This window comes from Pseudomonas rhizophila, from assembly GCF_003033885.1.
GTDB lineage: Bacteria > Pseudomonadota > Gammaproteobacteria > Pseudomonadales > Pseudomonadaceae > Aquipseudomonas > Aquipseudomonas rhizophila.
Genome location: NZ_CP024081.1, coordinates 2,028,467 through 2,045,946 on the forward strand (window position 1 = coordinate 2,028,467; position 17,480 = coordinate 2,045,946).

Here is a 17,480-nt window from a genome sequence, read left to right on the forward strand (position 1 = left end):
ACCAGCCACAAATTCAGGAATGAGATGCGCAAGCATGGACTCCTGCACAGCATGAGTCGTAAAGGTGAGTGCTGGGACAACGCCCCGATGGAGCGTTTCTTTGGGAGCCTGAAATCAGAGTGGGTGCCAGACGATGGCTACAGCTCGGAGCATGAAGCCCGCGTGGATGTGCAACGTTATGTGATGCGATACAACAACGTCAGGCTCCATAGCTACAACGACTACCGGTCGCCGGTAGCCATGGAGAAACTGGCGGCGTGAAACCTTAACTGGTGTCCAGAATTACTTGACCAGTTCAGGCTCGCTCCCACATTGGATCTCATTGAACACAAATAGCGTGTTCGACACAGACCCCCTGTGGGAGCGAGCCTGCTCGCGATGAGGCCAGGCCAGGCAACAAAAACCTCAGCCCTTCAACTCCTTCAAATGCTTGTAAACCGTCGCTCGTCCCATGTTCAGCACATTCGCCACATAGTTGGACGCGCTCTTGCCCTTGAACGCGCCTTCGGCATGCAGCGCCAGCACCAGTTCGCGTTTATGGTCGCGGGTCAGCAGGTTTAGGCTCAACTGACGCTCGCGCATCCAGGCGTGGAGGAAGGTGTTGATCCGTTCCTGCCAGTCATCGCGAAACAGTGAGTCCGGTTGGGGGATCAACTTGCCCGGCGACAGGAACAGGTCCAGCGCGGCCTTGGCATTCTCGAACAGCGAAATATTCAGATTGATGCACAGCACCGCCAGCGGGCGCCCCCCTGCATCGCGTAGGACGCTGCTGAGGCTGCGGATTTTCTGCCCGTCCCAATTGAGTTTTTCGTATGGGCCGATGTTCCGTTCGCTGATCTCTTCGCTGAGCATGTCCTCCAGGGACGAGTCATCCCCTATCACGCGCTTGGACAGGTTGTTGGCGATGTAGTCGACTTTCTGCGTACGCAGGTCGTGCAGCACCACTTCGGCGTGAGGGTAGAACAGCGTGGCGATGGCGTCGGCGATGGTGCGGAAATTATCCAGTGTCGGATCAGGTTGCGGGGCATTCATGACAGGGCTCCGGGCAGCGTCAGCGCCCCGTGAAGCAGGGGCGCGCAGGAGTGTGCCGCAATCGTGGCGATGCGTCACCTGGGTGGGTTCAAGCCAGGCGTGCCGGCGACAGCTGGGTGGTGCTCAGGCCGAAACGGGTCAAGGTCTCGGGCAATGGCTCACCGCGCACCAGGGCCGCGCTGGCCTGACCCATGGCCGGGGACGTCTGGATGCCGTAGCCGCCCTGGGCCGCGACCCAGAACAACCCCGGTACCTGGGGATCGAAACCGGACAAGAGGTCGCCGTCGGGGACGAAACTGCGCAACCCGGCCCAGGTGCGGGTCGGACGGCGGATGGTCAGGGTGGTGGCTTCTTCGATCTGGTAGATGCCCATGGCAATGTCCAGTTCTTCAGGCTGCACGTCGTGAGGTTCCACCGGATCGGCATTTGCCGGCGAGCCGAGGAACATGCCGGCGTCGGGCTTCATATAGAACGACTCGTCGAGGCTCACCAGCATCGGCCAGTCATGAATGTCCACGCCCTCGGGGCCGGCAAAAATGAATGCCGCCCGCCGCTTGGGTTGCAGGCCCAGCTTGCGCGCGCCGGCCATTTCGGCAATGTGATCGGCCCAGGCGCCGGCCGCGTTGATCAGCACCGGAGCGCTGAAGGTCTGGCCAGCGGTTTCTACCTGCCACATCCCCTGATCGTCGCGGCTCAGGCCCAGCACTTCGGTGTCGGTGTGCACCTGACCGCCGTTGCGGCGGATACCGCGCAGGTAGCCTTGGTGCAGCGCATCGGTGTCGATGTCACAGGCGGTGGGGTCGTAGATTGCACCATGCACCTTGTCCCGTCGCAGGATCGGCAGTCGCACACAGGCTTCTTCGGCGCTGAGTAGCTGCATCTGCGGCACCGTGGCCTTGGCGCTGAGGTACTGGTTGTTCAGCTCGGCCGGGTCGCCGGTGAAATCCACGGTCATTTCGCCCCGTGGGGTGAGCAGCGGGTGTTCGCAGAAACCGGCCGGCGGGGCGTCGAAAAAGTCACGGCTGGCCTGGGTCAGCGCCCGCACCTGAGGCGTGCCATAGGCCGCGCTGTACAGCGCCGCCGAGCGCCCTGTGGAGTGGTAGCCCGGATGGGATTCGCGCTCGAGCACAATGACCCGGCCATGGGGCGCCAGCCAGTAACCGGTGGAAGCACCGGCGATGCCACCGCCGATGATGATGAAGTCTGCTGAGGTCATGAAGCTCTCCTGTGGAGCGCGGTGCCGGGAGTTAGTAAAACCTTGTGGGGAAATTGGCTGTGTCAGTTGTGCAACTGATAAAGCGCATTCGCCAGCGCAACGTCTTCCAACCCCAGGCCGATGGAGCGGAAAAACACATGGCGCTCATAGCCGGGACGCGCTACGTGTTCGCTGAGCAGTTCAGGCAAATCCCCAACCAGGCGTGACGCGTCCCAGCCGTGCTGTTCAGCGGCAATCAACATTTCACCGGCCGAACCGGGGGTGGTCTGACGATAGTCACAGAACACGTCCATGTCGTTGAGGCTCTGGGGGGGCACTTCGTGGGCGCGCGGAGCATTGGTGCTGATGGAGGTAATCAGGGCTGGCTTGCTCAGTGTCTGTGGGTCGAGCACTGCCTTGGCGGACGAGGTGCAGAGCATCACCACATCGGCGTCGTGCAGCGCCGCTTCAAGGCTGGCCGCGATTTGCAGGCGCGGATCCAGCTCGGTGAGCGAAGCACGCTCTTGCGCCGATTTATTCTGTAGGCTGGGCGAATAGAGGCTGATGCTTTGCCAGTCCCGCAGACCCTTGACGTATTGCACGTGGGCCCTTGCCACTGCGCCGCTGCCGATGACTGCCAAGCGCCGGGCCTGGAATGGGGCCAGGGCATCCACGGCGATGGCAGTGGTGGCTGCGGTGCGGGCGGTGGTCAGTTCGGCGGCGTCGCACAGCAGCAGTGGCTGGCCGGTCTGCATCGACATCAGCAGGGTCCAGGCGGTCACCAATGGACCTTGCTCGCGCACGATATACGGTGAGGTCTTGACCCCGTAGACCTGCTCTTCAGCCAGCACGCCCAGGTAGTTGATGAAATCCCCGGCGCCTTGGGGAAACGCCACAAGTTGCTGGGGCGGTTGGACGGCCTGTCCGGCGGCAAGGTCGTGGAACAGCTTGCGTAAAATCTGCGGTACGTCGACTTGGCCGAGCAGCTCTCGGGCCTGGGCTTGGGTCATCACGTAGGGCGTGCTGGACATCGGGACTCCGGGGTGCTTTGTGTAAACTAATTTGTCCATTATGGACTTATAGTTCTGTTGGGCAATATCCCGGACGAAAAAAAAGCGCAGCGTTTGCGGCTGCGCTTTCTGGTTCCTGACGACGGTTAAGGGCGTTTGCGCTCAACCGGCCGAAGCAGATGAGTCGGTGGGGTTTCGCAATTGATCTTCTTCCCCAGCAACGCTTCGATGGACGGCAACTGATAGGAGTCATCCTCACCGGCGAAGCTGATCGATACGCCAGCGGCGCCTGCACGCCCAGTACGCCCGATCCGGTGCACATAGTCATCCGGCACTTCCGGCAGGGTGAAGTTGATCACGTGGCTGATCCCGTCGATATGAATCCCGCGCCCGGCCACATCGGTGGCCACCAGCACACGGATCTTGCCTTCGCGAAAGCCTTCCAGCGTCTTGATACGCTTGTGTTGCGGCACGTCGCCCGACAACTGGGCGGCGTTGACGCCATCGCGTACCAGGCGCTCCTCGATACGGCGTACTTCGTCCTTGCGGTTGGCGAACACCATCACACGCTCCCAACCGTTGTCGTTGACCAGGTTGTAGAGCAGCTTGTACTTGTCGGCGCCGGCCACAGCGTAGATGTGCTGCTCGACGTTTTCGCTGGCGACGTTCAGCGCTTCGATCTCGACGATGGACGGGTCGGTGGTCCATTGCTTGGCCAGGTTCATCACGTCTTCGGTGAACGTGGCGGAAAACAGCAGGGTCTGGCGTTCGCTTTTCGGTGGGGTCTGGCGAATGATCTGGCGCACTTGCGGGATGAAGCCCATGTCGAGCATGCGGTCGGCTTCGTCCAGCACCATCACCTCGACCATGTCCAGGTGCACATCGCCGCGCTGGTTGAAGTCCAGCAGGCGTCCCGGTGTTGCCACCAGAATGTCGCAGTGACGGGCTTCGAGGTGCTTGAGCTGCTTGTCGAAGTCCATGCCGCCGACGAACGTCATGACGTTCAGTCCGGTGTACTTGGTCAGGTCGGCGGCGTCCTTGGCGATCTGCACCACCAGCTCGCGGGTCGGTGCGATGATCAGCGCCCGTGGCTCGCCCATGTAGCGTTCTTTGGGCGGCGGGGTCTGCAGCAACTGGGTAATGATGGAAATCAGGAACGCGGCGGTCTTGCCGGTGCCGGTCTGGGCGCGGCCGATGGCATCTTTACCTGCGAGGGTGAATCCCAGCACCTGCGCCTGGATTGGCGTGCAGTAGGGGAAGCCCAGGTCTTGGATGGCATGCATCAGTTCAGGGGCGAGTTTGAAATCATGGAAGCGGGTCTTGCCTTCCTGGGGTTCTACGACGAAATCCTCGAGCTTCCAGGCGACGACCGGCGGTTTTGGGGCGCGCTCGCGGCGTGGCTTGGGGGCTTCGTTGTGTGGCTGTTGCGGCGCGGGAGCGACAGGCGCGGTGGCCGCGTCTTTTTCTGTGTTCGCAACAGGCGTTGTCCGCCGCGGCTTTTTTTGCACCTCGGCACGACTCGGGCTGTGGGCAGGTGCGCTGGGGCCAGGCACGAGCTGCTCGGCCTCGCTTTTACCGAACATCTTCTTGAGTGCTTTGAGCACGGTCATCTCATCGATTGGTTAAGGAATGTACGCCGGCCAGTGTAATGCAAGAAACGGGCGCGGCGTAGTGTGATCGTCAAGGGGTTGACATGTCCTCACGCCCGCTTAGCGCAACCGCTCGCTCAGCCAGGTGCCGATGTCGCTAATCTCTTCGGGTAACACTTCATGGCCCATTGGGTATTCTTGCCATGTCACGGTGACACCATGCTGTTTCAAATACTCTTTCGCGGTCCGCCCCATGGGGTTGAGTACCACTTCGTCGTACTGGCCGTGTAGCGCCAATACCGGAATGCGCTGCTGGCTGGCCGACAATTGCAGTTCTTCGCTGAAAGTCGGTGCATAAGTGGACAGCGCGACTACGCCCCCCAATGGACCCTGCCATTTCACGAACGCGGTGTGATAGACCACCGCGCCGCCTTGGGAGAAACCTGCGAGGAAAATCCGCGAGGCGTCTATTCCAAGGGCTCGCTGGGCTTCGATCAGGTCGATGACCCGCTGCGCCGACACTTCCAGCTGTTGCTCGTCGATGGCCCGCGCGGGGCTCAGGGCGCGGATATCGTACCAACTCGGCATGGCGTAGCCGCCGTTGATGCTCACCGGCTGGGTCGGCGCTTGAGGCAGAACGAAACGTGTCGTGAGCAGGCTTTGCTGCAGCATTTCGGCCACCGGCAGGAAGTCGTAACGATCGGCGCCCAGGCCGTGGAGCCAGATGACGCACGCGTCGGCGGTGCCGCTGGGCTCGAGAATCAAGGGGTCGGTCATGGTCTGCTCCAAATCTGTGCGGGCGCGCTCATTCAGTGCGTTATTACAGTGCGGGCCCGGTGCCTCAGTTAATTAGATGTCGCAATCTTAAAAGTTTTTGTCTTGACGTGTCTCATAAGGGTCAAGCGCAGCGGTGTGGTACGGCGTTTGCTTTGAGGTAGCTTGAGTGATGATTCTTACGCTGCGCGGTAACACTATCAGCTTGACGCGCCGCATGGGATATCAGAAATCCGGTGATGGATGTTCGCCAATAGCCGCTACGGGCTTCGCGAACGTGAAGGGCTACAGCCCGTTCGGCCGATTGGTGAGAGATGAGGCAGGCGCCCTGTTTAGGGGCATTCTCATTATTAGACTCATAGCGAAGGTCCAGACGTCGGTTGACCCTAAAAAAAGCCAACAAGGGTCGGCAATGCCCCATAAGGGTGCGACAGGGCTCGAGCTCCGACACAACAAGAGCAAAACTGGAGGTTTGAATGAAGTTACTGAAATCCACCCTGGCCGTCGTGACTGCAGCAGCAGTGCTCGGCGTCAGCGGGTTCGCTCAGGCGGGTGCAACCCTGGATGCCGTACAGAAGAAAGGCTTTGTGCAATGTGGCGTGAGTGATGGCTTGCCGGGTTTCTCGGTACCCGATGCAAGTGGCAAGATTCTCGGCATTGACGCGGACTTCTGCCGTGCCGTGGCGGCTGCTGTGTTTGGCGATGCGACTAAGGTGAAGTTCAGCCAGTTGAACGCCAAGGAGCGCTTCACCGCGCTGCAGTCCGGCGAAATCGACATCCTTTCGCGCAACACCACCATGACCAGTTCCCGTGACGCGGGCATGGGCCTGAAATTTCCAGGCTTCATCACCTACTACGACGGCATCGGCTTCCTGGTAAACAACAAGCTGGGCGTCAAGAGCGCCAAGGAACTGGACGGTGCAACCATCTGCATCCAGGCCGGTACCACTACCGAGCTGAACGTCTCCGACTACTTCCGTGGCAATGGCCTCAAATACACCCCGATCACCTTCGACACCTCCGATGAAAGCGCCAAGTCGCTGGAATCCGGTCGTTGCGACGTGCTGACCTCCGACAAGTCCCAGCTGTTTGCCCAGCGCAGCAAGCTGGCCGCGCCGAAGGACTACGTGGTTCTGCCGGAAACCATTTCCAAGGAACCACTGGGCCCGGTCGTGCGTAACGGCGATGACGAGTGGCTGGCCGTTGTGCGCTGGACTGGCTACGCCATGCTCAACGCCGAAGAAGCCGGCATCACTTCGAAGAACGTTGAAGCTGAAGCCAAATCCACCAAGAACCCGGACGTCGCCCGTATGCTCGGCGCTGACGGTGAATATGGTAAAGACCTGAAGCTGCCCAAAGACTGGGTTGTCCAGATCGTCAAACAAGTCGGTAACTACGGTGAAGTGTTCGAGCGCAACCTCGGCAAAGGCACCCCGCTGGAAATCGATCGCGGCCTGAACGCGCTGTGGACCAACGGCGGCATTCAATACGCACCACCAGTGCGCTGATGGTTCTATCACCCGGTGGGCCAACCACCGGGTGATGTTCTGTTCCATTCTTTGCGGGGCACTTCATGCAAAATTCAATCGGCGCACCTAAGCAGAGGCTTAGCCTCAGCGATCCACGCGTGCGTGCCTGGGTATTTCAGATCGTCACCATTGTGGCGGTGGTTTCACTGGGCTGGTTTCTGTTCGACAACACGCAAACCAACCTAGAGCACCGGGGCATCACCTCCGGCTTCAGCTTTCTGGAGCGCAGTGCCGGGTTCGGCATCGCTCAAACCCTGATCGACTACACCGAAGCGGACAGCTATGCCCGCGTCTTTGTCATCGGGTTGCTCAACACTCTGCTGGTGACGTTCATCGGCGTGATCCTGGCGACGATTCTCGGTTTCATTGTCGGCGTGGCCCGACTGTCGAAAAACTGGATCATCGCCAAAGTGGCAACGGTGTATGTGGAGGTTTTCCGTAATATCCCGCCACTGCTGCAGATCCTGTTCTGGTACTTCGCGGTATTCCTCACCATGCCGGGGCCCCGCGCCGCCCATAACTTCGGCGACACCTTCTTTGTCAGCAGCCGGGGCCTGAACATGCCGGCCGCGCTGGTGGCGGACGGGTTTTGGCCATTCGTGATCAGCGTCGTGCTGGCCATCGTCGCCATCGTGCTGATGACCCGCTGGGCCAACAAGCGTTTCGAAGCCACGGGTGAGCCGTTCCATAAATTCTGGGTGGGCCTGGCGCTGTTCCTGGTAATCCCGGCGCTGTGCGCCCTGGTCTTCGGAGCCCCTGTGCACTGGGAAATGCCGGAACTCAAGGGCTTCAACTTCGTCGGTGGCTGGGTGCTGATTCCCGAATTGCTGGCATTGACGTTGGCACTGACGGTGTACACCGCGGCGTTCATCGCCGAGATCGTGCGTTCGGGCATCAAGTCGGTCAGCCACGGCCAGACCGAAGCCGCCCATTCCCTGGGCCTGCGTAACGGTCCGACCTTGCGCAAGGTGATCATCCCGCAAGCCCTGCGCGTGATCATCCCGCCGCTGACCAGCCAATACCTGAACCTGGCGAAGAACTCCTCGCTGGCGGCCGGTATCGGTTATCCGGAAATGGTTTCGCTGTTTGCCGGTACGGTGCTGAACCAGACCGGGCAGGCGATCGAAGTTATTGCGATCACCATGAGCGTGTACCTGGCGATCAGTATCAGCATTTCCCTGCTGATGAACTGGTACAACAAGCGCATTGCGCTGATCGAGCGGTGAGGAAAAACGCGCATGACATCCCATACTTTCAAACCTGACATGCCCCCACCGAGCAGTAGCATCGGCGTGGTGGCGTGGATGCGCGCGAACATGTTCTCCAGCTGGCTCAACACCTTGCTGACGTTGTTTGCGTTCTACCTGATTTACCTGGTCGTTCCACCGATCATCAGTTGGGCGATCCTCGACGCCAACTGGGTCGGCACCACACAGGCTGACTGCACCAAGGAGGGCGCCTGCTGGGTGTTCATCCAGCAGCGCTTCGGCCAGTTCATGTACGGCTACTATCCGACGGACCTGCGCTGGCGCGTGGACCTGACCGTGTGGTTGGCTGTCATTGGTGTGGCTCCGCTGTTCATCTCGCGCTTCCCGCGCAAGGCGGTCTACGGCCTGAGTTTCCTGGTGCTGTATCCGATCATCGCCTGGTGCCTGTTGCACGGTGGTGTATTCGGCTTGACCACCGTGCCGACCAGCCAATGGGGCGGCCTGATGCTGACCCTGGTGATCGCCACCGTCGGTATCGCCGGGGCTTTGCCGTTGGGCATCGTGCTGGCTTTGGGGCGGCGTTCGAACATGCCGGCGATTCGTGTGGTCTGCGTGACCTTCATCGAATTCTGGCGCGGCGTGCCGTTGATCACGGTGCTGTTCATGTCCTCGGTGATGCTGCCGCTGTTCCTGCCTGAAGGCATGAACTTCGACAAGCTGCTGCGGGCACTGATCGGCGTGATCCTGTTCCAGTCGGCCTACGTGGCTGAAGTGGTGCGTGGCGGCTTGCAAGCCATTCCCAAAGGTCAGTACGAAGCGGCCGCGGCGATGGGCCTGGGCTACTGGCGCAGCATGGGCCTGGTGATTCTGCCGCAAGCCCTGAAGATGGTGATCCCGGGTATCGTCAACACCTTCATCGCGTTGTTCAAGGACACCAGCCTGGTGATCATCATCGGCCTGTTCGACCTGCTCAACAGCGTGAAACAAGCTGCCGCCGACCCGAAATGGCTGGGCATGGCCACCGAAGGCTATGTGTTCGCCGCCCTGGTGTTCTGGATTTTCTGTTTTGGTATGTCCCGCTATTCCATGCATTTGGAACGCAAGCTGGACACTGGCCACAAGCGTTAGGAGCGTAGTTTATGAGTGAAGCGATCAAACAGCCTGTGAGCCCTGAAGGCATTATTCAGATGCAGGGCGTGAACAAGTGGTACGGCCAGTTCCACGTGTTGAAAGACATCAACCTGAACGTCCAGCAGGGCGAGCGTATCGTGCTGTGCGGCCCGTCGGGTTCCGGCAAGTCCACCACCATCCGTTGCCTCAACCGCCTGGAAGAACACCAGCAGGGTCGCATCGTGGTCGATGGCGTGGAACTGACCAACGACCTCAAGCAGATCGAAGCGATCCGCCGTGAAGTCGGCATGGTGTTCCAGCACTTCAACCTGTTCCCGCACTTGACCATCCTGCAGAACTGCACCCTGGCGCCGATGTGGGTGCGCAAGATGCCCAAGCGCAAGGCCGAGGAAATCGCCATGCATTACCTGGAGCGCGTACGCATTCCAGAGCAGGCGCACAAATACCCGGGCCAGCTCTCCGGCGGCCAGCAGCAGCGTGTGGCCATCGCCCGTGCCCTGTGCATGAAACCGAAAATCATGCTGTTCGATGAACCGACTTCGGCGCTCGACCCGGAAATGGTGAAAGAGGTTCTGGACACCATGATCGGCCTGGCCGAAGACGGCATGACCATGCTCTGCGTGACCCACGAAATGGGCTTTGCCCGCACCGTGGCCAACCGTGTGATCTTCATGGACAAGGGCGAAATCGTCGAACAGGCCGCGCCGAACGACTTCTTCGATAACCCGCAGAACGACCGTACCAAGCTGTTCCTGAGCCAGATTCTGCATTGATCCGGCCTTAGGCATTGAAATAGACCCGGACTTGTCCGGGTTTATTTTTGCCTGGGATTCAGGGTGTCAGAACGGTTGCCTGTTCCGGATGGCGGGTAGTCAACAACTGCTTCAAATCGGTGCCCTCGCTCAGTGCGAGTACTTCCGCCATCAGGTGGGGATGACGATCGAGCAGGCGCATCAGCATGAACAGTGGTTGCGGTGGGGCGACTTCGCCACGCTCGTAACGGGAAAAGGCGTTGTGTCCGCCGCCAGACAGCAGTTTCACCGCGTCTTTTTGCGTGAGGTGCAGTTTGCGGCGGATGCGTTTCATCTCCGCCGCCATCGCCTGGGCACAATCTTCGAGCAACTGATCGCTCGCCTGGGAATAACGTTGCGCGCTGTCGGTGTCGTGATCAAATTCGATTTCACCACAGACCCGGCACTCCCATCCGGCGATGTCGTGCACCTGCCGTGCTACCTGCTTGTAGTCGATGGTAAAGCTGCGGCCCTCAAAGTGTTGCATGGCGTCTTGAGTACCGCAGTTGACACATTGCTGCGTTTTCATTGGTCTTTCTCCTTGAAGGAGACTACCGGATGCCCACCGCCAGGGCGGTAGGTCACCTTGATGTAAATCTCCCGATCCTGAAATGTGGTGTGATAAACGTCCTGCCAGATTCGATGATCGGCATAGGTCGTCATCGATTTGTGCAACATCCTGTACTCCAGCGAGGCCATGATTTGCAGCATCCGGGCAGTGCTTAACGACATTCTTCGAGCGCCTTGCTGAGCGCTCATTGTGAATGCCTTGTTCCCCAGCCTGAGGACTTCGGCCTTGACGACTGCCAGGTCGTAGTGGGGTGTGCTCTTTTCCATAGAACTGTATGCCTTGTCCTTAAAATTACCCTTAAGGGGTAATTTTGACCAATCGAAAATTTCGCTCCTTTTCCCTCGCATTGACCTTAGGCGGTTGCCGTCCTACAAGAAGCTGACTAATCTGTCAGAAAATTCAACCCATGCTGCCTACCCCTGCGCTCAGTGAACGCTATCGTGACTTCCCAAGCGTCATCGGCGCGCAGTGGCGCCAGAGCTTCGTCCTCGTCCTCAACCGGTGTTCGATCTGCACATCGAATCCTCGACGCTGTCGAACAACAGGTTCGGCAATGGGCCAAGGCCCTCCGTCGACAGTTGATCAATGAACCTTGAACCAGAGCTTTCCATGTCCCGCGATACGCTTGACCGCATGACCCCGACGACGCCCAAACGCGCCGCAGAGCTTGAACATTTGCTGATCGACGCCGAAACCGACGATGAGCAGACCCAGCAGGCCCCTCCATTGCTGCGCAAACCCTGGCTGTTACTGCTCGGGTTGATCCTGGTGGCGCTGAACCTGCGTCCGGCGCTGTCGAGCATGGCCCCATTGCTTAGTGAAGTTTCAAAAAGCCTTGGTTTGTCGGCTGCCCAGGCCGGCTTGCTGACGACGCTGCCAGTGCTTTGCCTGGGCCTGTTCGCACCGCTGGCGCCGGTGCTGGCGCGGCGCTTTGGAGCTGAGCGGGTAGTGTTGGGAATCTTGCTGGCCCTGGCCGGTGGGATCATTTTGCGCAGTTCTTTCGGCCAGATCGGCTTGTTTGCTGGCAGCATCCTGGCCGGTGCGAGCATTGGTGTGATCGGTGTGCTGTTGCCGGGCATCGTCAAGCGTGACTTCGCCAAACACGCCGGCGCCATGACCGGCGTCTACACCATGGCGCTGTGCCTGGGGGCGGCGATGGCGGCCGGGGCCACCGTGCCGTTGAGCGAGCATCTGAATCACAGCTGGGCGATGGGCCTGGGTTTCTGGGTGGTGCCGGCGCTGCTGGCCGCCGTGTTCTGGCTGCCGCAAGTGGGCCAGAAACACGGTGCTCATCAGGTGGCATATCGGGTTCGCGGTTTGCTGCGTGACCCGTTGGCCTGGCAGGTGACGTTGTACATGGGGTTGCAGTCGTCCCTGGCCTACATCGTGTTCGGCTGGCTGCCGTCGATCCTCATTGGCCGTGGCCTGACGCCGACCCAGGCCGGGCTGGTGTTGTCCGGCTCGGTCATCGTGCAACTGATCAGTTCCCTGGCGGCGCCCTGGCTGGCGACTCGGGGCAAGGATCAACGCCTGGCCATTGTGATCGTCATGGTCATGACCCTGGGCGGGCTGTTTGGATGCCTCTATGCGCCCATTGAAGGCTTGTGGGGTTGGGCGATCCTGCTGGGGCTTGGGCAGGGAGCAACGTTCAGCCTGGCGCTGACGCTGATCGTGCTGCGCTCGCGGGACGCCCATGTGGCGGCGAATCTTTCCAGCATGGCCCAAGGGTTCGGCTACACATTGGCGTCCATGGGGCCGTTCGCGGTCGGGGTGGTCCACGACTGGACCGGCGGCTGGAGTGCTCTGGGTTGGATCTTCGGTGTGATTGGCCTGGGCGCGATCATCGCGGGCATCGGGGCCGGCCGGGCGCTATACGTTGGGGTCAGCAGCGAAAGAGTCAGTGATCTTCGCTGATGTTATTTTCATGGCGAATGACGATAGTGTTCCTCGCCAGAGCAGATTATCGTGCAGCTCTACTGAAGATTTTCGGAGCTTGTCCATGAGTGATGCCCACAACGCCTTGATCACCCGCTTCTACCAGGCCTTCCAGCGTCTGGATGCCGACGCCATGAGCGCCTGCTACACCGACGACGTGGTGTTCAGCGACCCGGCGTTCGGTGAACTGCGCGGGCGCGATGCCGGCGACATGTGGCGCATGCTCACCACTCGGGCCAAGGATTTTTCCCTGACCTTCGATAACGTGCGCAGCGATGAGCGTACCGGCGGCGCCCACTGGGTGGCGACATACCTGTTCAGCCAGACCGGCAACACGGTGGTCAATGACATTCAGGCGCGGTTCGTGTTTCGCGACGGCAAGATTTGCGAGCACCATGACAATTTTGATCTGTGGCGCTGGTCTCGCCAGGCATTGGGCACCAAGGGCCTGCTGCTGGGTTGGACGCCCCTGGTGCGCAATGCCGTCAGGGCCCAGGCCCTCAAGGGGCTACGGGCGTTTCAGGCCAGTCGCTGATAAGATTGCGGCTTGTTTTCTACACGTCTGCTGAACATCCTGTGACGACCGCCAACCCATCCTCCGACCTGCCAGGGCAAGCAGCAGCCGAACCGGGCAAGCCCTGGTTCGTCTACCTGGTGCGGGCCGCCAACGGTTCGCTGTACTGCGGCATCAGTGATGACCCGGTACGGCGTTTCGCCAAGCATCAAAGCGGCAAGGGCGCGCGCTTTTTTCTTTCCAGCCCGGCGGTGGCGCTGGTGTATACCGAAGCCTGTCGCGACAAGGGCGAAGCCCTGCGCCAGGAGCGACTGATCAAGAAGCTCAAGAAAAGCGCCAAGGAGTGCCTGGTGGCGAGTGCATCGGTGTTCCATCAACCGCGCTGATACGGCGTCATCAGAAGGGTAGGCTGTCGGACCCTGGCACGCTAAGCTGCGGGACTTCCTCCCTGCAGTGGCGAACCTCATGTCAGAGCTGATTCTTCATCATTACCCGACGTCTCCCTTTGCCGAGAAAGCCCGTTTGTTACTGGGTTTCAAGGGCCTGTCCTGGCGTTCGGTGAACATACCGCCAATGATGCCCAAGCCTGACCTGACGGCACTGACGGGCGGCTATCGCAAGACCCCGGTATTGCAGATCGGCGCGGATATCTATTGCGACACGGCGCTGATCGCCCGTCGGTTGGAGCAGGAAAAAGCTTCGCCGGCGTTGTTTCCCGAAGGCCGGGAGATGATTGCAGCGTCTTTTGCCGCATGGGCCGATTCGGTGGTGTTTCAACATGCGGTAAGCCTGGTGTTTCAGCCGGAGTCGGTGGCGGTGCGTTTCGCTAAGTTGCCGCCTGAAGTCATCAAGACGTTTATCAGCGATCGGGCCGGGCTGTTCAGTGGCGGTACGACCAAGCATCTGTCTGCCGAACAGGCCAAGCACCAATGGCCCACGATCATGGCGCGTCTTGAGCAACAGTTGCAGCGCGAGGAGGGTGACTTTCTGTTGGGCGATCCATCGATTGCCGACTTCGCCATGGCTCACCCTCTGTGGTTTCTCAAAGGCACTGCGGTGACTTCGCCGCTGGTAGACACCTACCCGGCGATCTCGGCATGGTTGGCGCGAGTGCTGGGTTTTGGCCATGGCGCGTCGAACGCGATGAGTTCCGAAGAGGCTTTGGAAGTGGCTCGCAACGCTGCGCCGGCAGCGCTGCCGGATGAGTCATTCGAGGAACCGAACGGGTTCACGAAAGGGCAGCAGGTGACGATTGCCGCAACCGATTATGGCGTCGACCCGGTGGCCGGAGAGTTGTTGTTTGCCGGTCGTGAAGAGCTGATCCTGCGTCGCGAAGACGCGCTTGGCGGTGTGGTGCATGTGCACTTTCCACGGCTGGGTTTTCAATTATCAACCTGATAAGAAAGTCAGGCGCTCGATTAAAGTCGATCTGTCGCCCGGAGCAGGCAATTCCGGGCGTTTATTCCAGAAGCGATCACCCGATATTACAGCTCGCATAGAACCAGGTGTGGCGCATTGGGAGGAATAAGGCCTTGCAGGTCGAAGATCGTTGTGGCGCGGCGGATTGCATCGCTCGTGCTGCTCCCGTTGAAAACGGTGGTGGTCTGTATGACGGTTTGATTCGGTGGCAGGAAGAGTTGGCAGGTGTATTGCGCGGCAGAGGCGGAACCGGCGTAGATCGCAATGAAAGACAACACCAGGGCGCGGTGGGTGTTTTTTATAACGCGGTTTCGGGCTGGGTAGTGCTGTATCGAGTTCATTTTATATGCTCCGTCTGTTCAGGCGTTCTCGCAAGAGGTTCGGCTCAGCGACGGCTTCGGCTGAGGGGGCATATAAAAAATGAACGCTATTTCAGGCATTGATACTGTAGGAGTTGACAGTCCCGACTAATGGGCGCTTACCGTCTACCCAGGGCTGGCGCTCTGACTGGACCACCGCCATCGCGAGCAAGCTCGCTCCCACACTGGATTTGCAGTGGTAACAGGCTTGGCGTCCGCCACGAATCCCTGTGGGAGCGAGCCTGCTCGCGATGAGGCCATCCGATCCAGCATCATCGCTAGCGGACAAACCTATTTCGCGGACAGTGCCTCAAGGATGTTCTGCGGCTCAAAACCACGAATCAGCGTGCCATTTACATCCAGAATCGGGATCCCGCGCCCGCCCAGCGCCTCATAGGCCTTGCGCGCCTGAGCGTCTTTCTCGATATCGAACTCGCGATAGGGCACGCCTTTTTCATCCAGGAACCGCCGGGTCGCCTTGCAGTAACCGCACCAGTCGGTGGCGTACAGCACGACCCGGGCATCGGCCCGGATCTGTTCTGGCAGCATCTGCGAGGGATTGAATACCCGCTCGATCTTGCCCCAGTTCTGGTACGCCACAACCACCAGCAAAATCAGCAGAAACTTCTTCAGGGCCTTTGCGAGCATCAGTTACGGCGCTTGAGCTGATCGGTCAGCGACGTGGGCAGGCCCTTGATGATCAGCGTGCCGGCTTCTTCGTCATATTCGATCTTGGAGCCCAGCAGGTGGGCTTCAAAGCTGATGGACAAGCCTTCGGCGCGGCCGGTGAAGCGGCGGAACTGGTTGAGGGTGCGTTTATCCGCCGGGATTTCCGGCGACAACCCGTAGTCCTTGTTGCGAATGTGGTCGTAGAAGGCTTTTGGGCGATCTTCGTCGATCAGTTCGGACAGTTCTTCCAGGCCCATCGGCTCGCCGAGCTTGGCCTGGCTGCTGGCGTAATCCACCAGGGTCTTGGTTTTCTCCCGGGCGTCGTCTTCGGGCAGGTCTTCGCTTTCGACGAAATCACTGAAGGCCTTGAGCAGGGTGCGGGTCTCGCCGGGGCCGTCGACGCCTTCCTGGCAGCCGATGAAGTCGCGGAAATATTCCGAGACCTTCTTGCCGTTCTTGCCCTTGATGAACGAGATGTACTGCTTGGACTGTTTGTTGTTCTGCCATTCCGACACATTGATCCGCGCTGCCAGGTGCAGTTGGCCCAGATCAAGGTGACGGGACGGGGTCACGTCCAGCTCGTCGGTGACCGCCACGCCTTCGCTGTGGTGCAGCAGGGCAATCGCCAGGTAATCGGTCATGCCCTGTTGATAATGGGCAAACAACACGTGGCCGCCCACCGAAAGGTTGGACTCTTCCATCAGCTTTTGCAGATGCTCCACCGCCACGCGGCTGAATGCGGTGAAATCTTTGCCGCCGTCGAGATACTCCTTCAGCCAACCGCTGAACGGGTGCGCCCCGGACTCGGCATGGAAGAAGCCCCAGGCCTTGCCTTGTTTGGCGTTATAGCTCTCGTTGAGGTCGGCGAGCATGTTCTCGATGGCCGTGGACTCGCTCAACTCGGAGTCACGGGCATGGAGCACGGCGGGCGTGCCGTCGGGTTTTTTGTCGATCAGGTGGACGATGCAATGACGGATCGGCATGGATTTCTCGGCTGATGAAAGAGAGGAGGGCGCGCTCCCCCAAAAAGGCCCAGTGTACCGCAATCACTGGTTTTGGAACCCTGCAAAGCCCCTTTCAGACCCGTCCGACACGCCATATGCATTTTTTTACCGTTTTCGCGCAAGAAAGCTGACCAAATGGGTAGCTAGAGGCGGATATTTCACAGGCGTTGTGCTAGTTTTGCCCGGTCTTACGCGAAGTCACTGCGTTAAGCGTGCATTCAGCATTTGTCAGGTCGAACCAAACCCGGTTTTCGGCATCTATTACCCCGATCCGTCGTGGTGATTACCGAGGGTGTCTGATCCTCTGAGATCGGGCTCGATGGCTGACACTGCACTCTGCAATCCATATGAATTTGATAGGGAAGGAACACTACATGGCTCTTACTAAAGACCAACTGATCGCTGACATCGCTGAAGCTATCGACGCGCCTAAAACCACCGCGCGTAACGCTTTGGACCAACTGGGTCAGATCGTTGCCGATCAGCTGGAAAATGGCGGCGAAATCACCTTGCCAGGCATCGGCAAGCTGAAAGTCACCGAGCGTCCTGCCCGCACCGGCCGCAACCCTTCGACTGGCGCAGCCATCGAAATCGCTGCCAAGAAAGTTGTTAAGTTCGTTCCAGCCAAAGCGCTGACCGACGGCATCAACAAGTAAGATCGCGTTTAAAAGAAAACCGTGCTGCGGAGTGATCCGGGCACGGTTTTTTATTGCCTTGGAAAAAGTGGTCTGTGGTCAGGGCATTTGTGGC

The 17,480-nt window shown here is 59.6% G+C and carries 20 protein-coding genes; 10 read left to right on the plus strand and 10 right to left on the minus strand.

Going from position 1 to position 17,480, the window contains the following annotated elements; genetic code table 11:
* The coding region (locus tag CRX69_RS09475; protein WP_157952142.1) for an integrase core domain-containing protein at nt 1–261 on the plus strand (261 nt) is incomplete at its 5' end.
* A gap of 144 nt (nt 262–405) precedes the next feature.
* On the opposite strand, the gene CRX69_RS09480 is transcribed toward CRX69_RS09475, so the two are convergent.
* The 5 genes from CRX69_RS09480 to CRX69_RS09500 form a co-directional block, all read right to left on the minus strand.
* Nucleotides 406–1,032 carry a helix-turn-helix transcriptional regulator gene (locus tag CRX69_RS09480; RefSeq protein ID WP_076383627.1) on the minus strand — a complete coding sequence of 209 codons (627 nt, stop codon included), beginning with the start codon at nt 1,030–1,032 and terminating at the stop codon, nt 406–408.
* An 88-nt stretch (nt 1,033–1,120) separates the two neighbouring features.
* On the minus strand, nt 1,121–2,248 hold the full coding sequence (locus CRX69_RS09485; RefSeq protein WP_107321919.1) for an NAD(P)/FAD-dependent oxidoreductase: 1,128 nt from the start codon (nt 2,246–2,248) through the stop codon (nt 1,121–1,123).
* 62 nt (nt 2,249–2,310) lie between these two features.
* Entirely contained in the window at nt 2,311–3,258 is a 948-nt protein-coding gene (locus CRX69_RS09490; RefSeq protein WP_107321920.1) for an ornithine cyclodeaminase family protein, read from the minus strand.
* Between the two features lie 125 nt (nt 3,259–3,383).
* A complete protein-coding gene (gene rhlB / locus CRX69_RS09495) occupies nt 3,384–4,847 on the minus strand; it encodes an ATP-dependent RNA helicase RhlB (RefSeq protein WP_047228857.1) in 1,464 nt (487 codons plus the stop codon).
* A 99-nt stretch (nt 4,848–4,946) separates the two neighbouring features.
* Nucleotides 4,947–5,603, minus strand: a complete 657-nt coding sequence (locus CRX69_RS09500; protein WP_107321921.1) for an alpha/beta hydrolase — start codon at nt 5,601–5,603, stop codon at nt 4,947–4,949.
* A gap of 473 nt (nt 5,604–6,076) precedes the next feature.
* Here CRX69_RS09500 and CRX69_RS09505 point away from each other — a divergent pair, with 473 nt between their 5' ends.
* From CRX69_RS09505 to CRX69_RS09520, 4 genes are all read left to right on the plus strand, one after another.
* A complete protein-coding gene (locus CRX69_RS09505; protein ID WP_047228859.1) occupies nt 6,077–7,108 on the plus strand; it encodes an amino acid ABC transporter substrate-binding protein in 1,032 nt (343 codons plus the stop codon).
* 65 nt (nt 7,109–7,173) lie between these two features.
* Nucleotides 7,174–8,355, plus strand: coding sequence for an amino acid ABC transporter permease (locus CRX69_RS09510; RefSeq protein ID WP_047228860.1), 1,182 nt, complete (start codon nt 7,174–7,176; stop codon nt 8,353–8,355).
* Between the two features lie 12 nt (nt 8,356–8,367).
* On the plus strand, nt 8,368–9,465 hold the full coding sequence (locus CRX69_RS09515; RefSeq protein WP_047228861.1) for an amino acid ABC transporter permease: 1,098 nt from the start codon (nt 8,368–8,370) through the stop codon (nt 9,463–9,465).
* Nucleotides 9,466–9,476: 11 nt separating this feature from the next.
* Complete coding sequence (locus tag CRX69_RS09520) at nt 9,477–10,241, plus strand: amino acid ABC transporter ATP-binding protein (RefSeq protein ID WP_047228862.1); 765 nt, start codon at nt 9,477–9,479, stop codon at nt 10,239–10,241.
* A 58-nt stretch (nt 10,242–10,299) separates the two neighbouring features.
* On the opposite strand, the gene CRX69_RS09525 is transcribed toward CRX69_RS09520, so the two are convergent.
* On the minus strand, nt 10,300–10,788 hold the full coding sequence (locus CRX69_RS09525; protein ID WP_047228863.1) for a type II toxin-antitoxin system MqsA family antitoxin: 489 nt from the start codon (nt 10,786–10,788) through the stop codon (nt 10,300–10,302).
* Nucleotides 10,785–11,096, minus strand: coding sequence for a type II toxin-antitoxin system MqsR family toxin (locus CRX69_RS09530; RefSeq protein WP_047228864.1), 312 nt, complete (start codon nt 11,094–11,096; stop codon nt 10,785–10,787). The genes CRX69_RS09525 and CRX69_RS09530 overlap by 4 nt, the downstream gene beginning before the upstream one ends.
* Before the next feature lie 319 nt (nt 11,097–11,415).
* Between CRX69_RS09530 and CRX69_RS09535 the strand changes: the two genes are divergently transcribed.
* From CRX69_RS09535 to CRX69_RS09550, 4 genes are all read left to right on the plus strand, one after another.
* Entirely contained in the window at nt 11,416–12,744 is a 1,329-nt protein-coding gene (locus CRX69_RS09535) for a CynX/NimT family MFS transporter (RefSeq protein WP_107321922.1), read from the plus strand.
* An 85-nt stretch (nt 12,745–12,829) separates the two neighbouring features.
* Nucleotides 12,830–13,300, plus strand: coding sequence for a nuclear transport factor 2 family protein (locus CRX69_RS09540; RefSeq protein WP_107321923.1), 471 nt, complete (start codon nt 12,830–12,832; stop codon nt 13,298–13,300).
* Between the two features lie 41 nt (nt 13,301–13,341).
* Nucleotides 13,342–13,665: a GIY-YIG nuclease family protein gene (locus tag CRX69_RS09545; RefSeq protein WP_047228867.1), complete on the plus strand. Its 324-nt coding sequence runs from the start codon at nt 13,342–13,344 to the stop codon at nt 13,663–13,665.
* 79 nt (nt 13,666–13,744) lie between these two features.
* Nucleotides 13,745–14,677, plus strand: a complete 933-nt coding sequence (locus CRX69_RS09550; protein ID WP_047228868.1) for a glutathione S-transferase family protein — start codon at nt 13,745–13,747, stop codon at nt 14,675–14,677.
* Between the two features lie 86 nt (nt 14,678–14,763).
* On the opposite strand, the gene CRX69_RS09555 is transcribed toward CRX69_RS09550, so the two are convergent.
* The 3 genes from CRX69_RS09555 to yejK all read right to left on the minus strand — a co-directional run bounded on the left by CRX69_RS09555 (nt 14,764) and on the right by yejK (nt 16,709).
* On the minus strand, nt 14,764–15,039 hold the full coding sequence (locus CRX69_RS09555) for a hypothetical protein (protein WP_047228869.1): 276 nt from the start codon (nt 15,037–15,039) through the stop codon (nt 14,764–14,766).
* A gap of 309 nt (nt 15,040–15,348) precedes the next feature.
* Entirely contained in the window at nt 15,349–15,705 is a 357-nt protein-coding gene (locus CRX69_RS09560) for a glutaredoxin family protein (RefSeq protein WP_047228870.1), read from the minus strand.
* Nucleotides 15,705–16,709, minus strand: coding sequence for a nucleoid-associated protein YejK (yejK, locus tag CRX69_RS09565; protein WP_047228871.1), 1,005 nt, complete (start codon nt 16,707–16,709; stop codon nt 15,705–15,707). Before yejK ends, CRX69_RS09560 begins: the two co-directional genes overlap by 1 nt.
* A 395-nt stretch (nt 16,710–17,104) precedes the next feature.
* Between yejK and CRX69_RS09570 the strand changes: the two genes are divergently transcribed.
* Nucleotides 17,105–17,386, plus strand: coding sequence for an HU family DNA-binding protein (locus CRX69_RS09570; RefSeq protein WP_047228872.1), 282 nt, complete (start codon nt 17,105–17,107; stop codon nt 17,384–17,386).
* The last annotated feature ends 94 nt before the right edge of the window (nt 17,387–17,480 follow it).

Excerpts from the sequence above, each read along its gene's own strand:
- CRX69_RS09480 (WP_076383627.1), bottom strand. The coding sequence starts at position 1,032 with ATGAATGCCCCGCAACCTGATCCGACACTGGATAATTTCCGCACCATC.
- CRX69_RS09485 (WP_107321919.1), bottom strand. The coding sequence starts at position 2,248 with ATGACCTCAGCAGACTTCATCATCATCGGCGGTGGCATCGCCGGTGCT.
- CRX69_RS09490 (WP_107321920.1), bottom strand. The coding sequence starts at position 3,258 with ATGTCCAGCACGCCCTACGTGATGACCCAAGCCCAGGCCCGAGAGCTG.
- rhlB (WP_047228857.1), bottom strand. The coding sequence starts at position 4,847 with ATGACCGTGCTCAAAGCACTCAAGAAGATGTTCGGTAAAAGCGAGGCC.
- CRX69_RS09500 (WP_107321921.1), bottom strand. The coding sequence starts at position 5,603 with ATGACCGACCCCTTGATTCTCGAGCCCAGCGGCACCGCCGACGCGTGC.
- CRX69_RS09505 (WP_047228859.1), top strand. The coding sequence starts at position 6,077 with ATGAAGTTACTGAAATCCACCCTGGCCGTCGTGACTGCAGCAGCAGTG.
- CRX69_RS09510 (WP_047228860.1), top strand. The coding sequence starts at position 7,174 with ATGCAAAATTCAATCGGCGCACCTAAGCAGAGGCTTAGCCTCAGCGAT.
- CRX69_RS09515 (WP_047228861.1), top strand. The coding sequence starts at position 8,368 with ATGACATCCCATACTTTCAAACCTGACATGCCCCCACCGAGCAGTAGC.
- CRX69_RS09520 (WP_047228862.1), top strand. The coding sequence starts at position 9,477 with ATGAGTGAAGCGATCAAACAGCCTGTGAGCCCTGAAGGCATTATTCAG.
- CRX69_RS09525 (WP_047228863.1), bottom strand. The coding sequence starts at position 10,788 with ATGAAAACGCAGCAATGTGTCAACTGCGGTACTCAAGACGCCATGCAA.
- CRX69_RS09530 (WP_047228864.1), bottom strand. The coding sequence starts at position 11,096 with ATGGAAAAGAGCACACCCCACTACGACCTGGCAGTCGTCAAGGCCGAA.
- CRX69_RS09535 (WP_107321922.1), top strand. The coding sequence starts at position 11,416 with ATGAACCTTGAACCAGAGCTTTCCATGTCCCGCGATACGCTTGACCGC.
- CRX69_RS09540 (WP_107321923.1), top strand. The coding sequence starts at position 12,830 with ATGAGTGATGCCCACAACGCCTTGATCACCCGCTTCTACCAGGCCTTC.
- CRX69_RS09550 (WP_047228868.1), top strand. The coding sequence starts at position 13,745 with ATGTCAGAGCTGATTCTTCATCATTACCCGACGTCTCCCTTTGCCGAG.
- CRX69_RS09555 (WP_047228869.1), bottom strand. The coding sequence starts at position 15,039 with ATGAACTCGATACAGCACTACCCAGCCCGAAACCGCGTTATAAAAAAC.
- CRX69_RS09560 (WP_047228870.1), bottom strand. The coding sequence starts at position 15,705 with ATGCTCGCAAAGGCCCTGAAGAAGTTTCTGCTGATTTTGCTGGTGGTT.
- yejK (WP_047228871.1), bottom strand. The coding sequence starts at position 16,709 with ATGCCGATCCGTCATTGCATCGTCCACCTGATCGACAAAAAACCCGAC.
- CRX69_RS09570 (WP_047228872.1), top strand. The coding sequence starts at position 17,105 with ATGGCTCTTACTAAAGACCAACTGATCGCTGACATCGCTGAAGCTATC.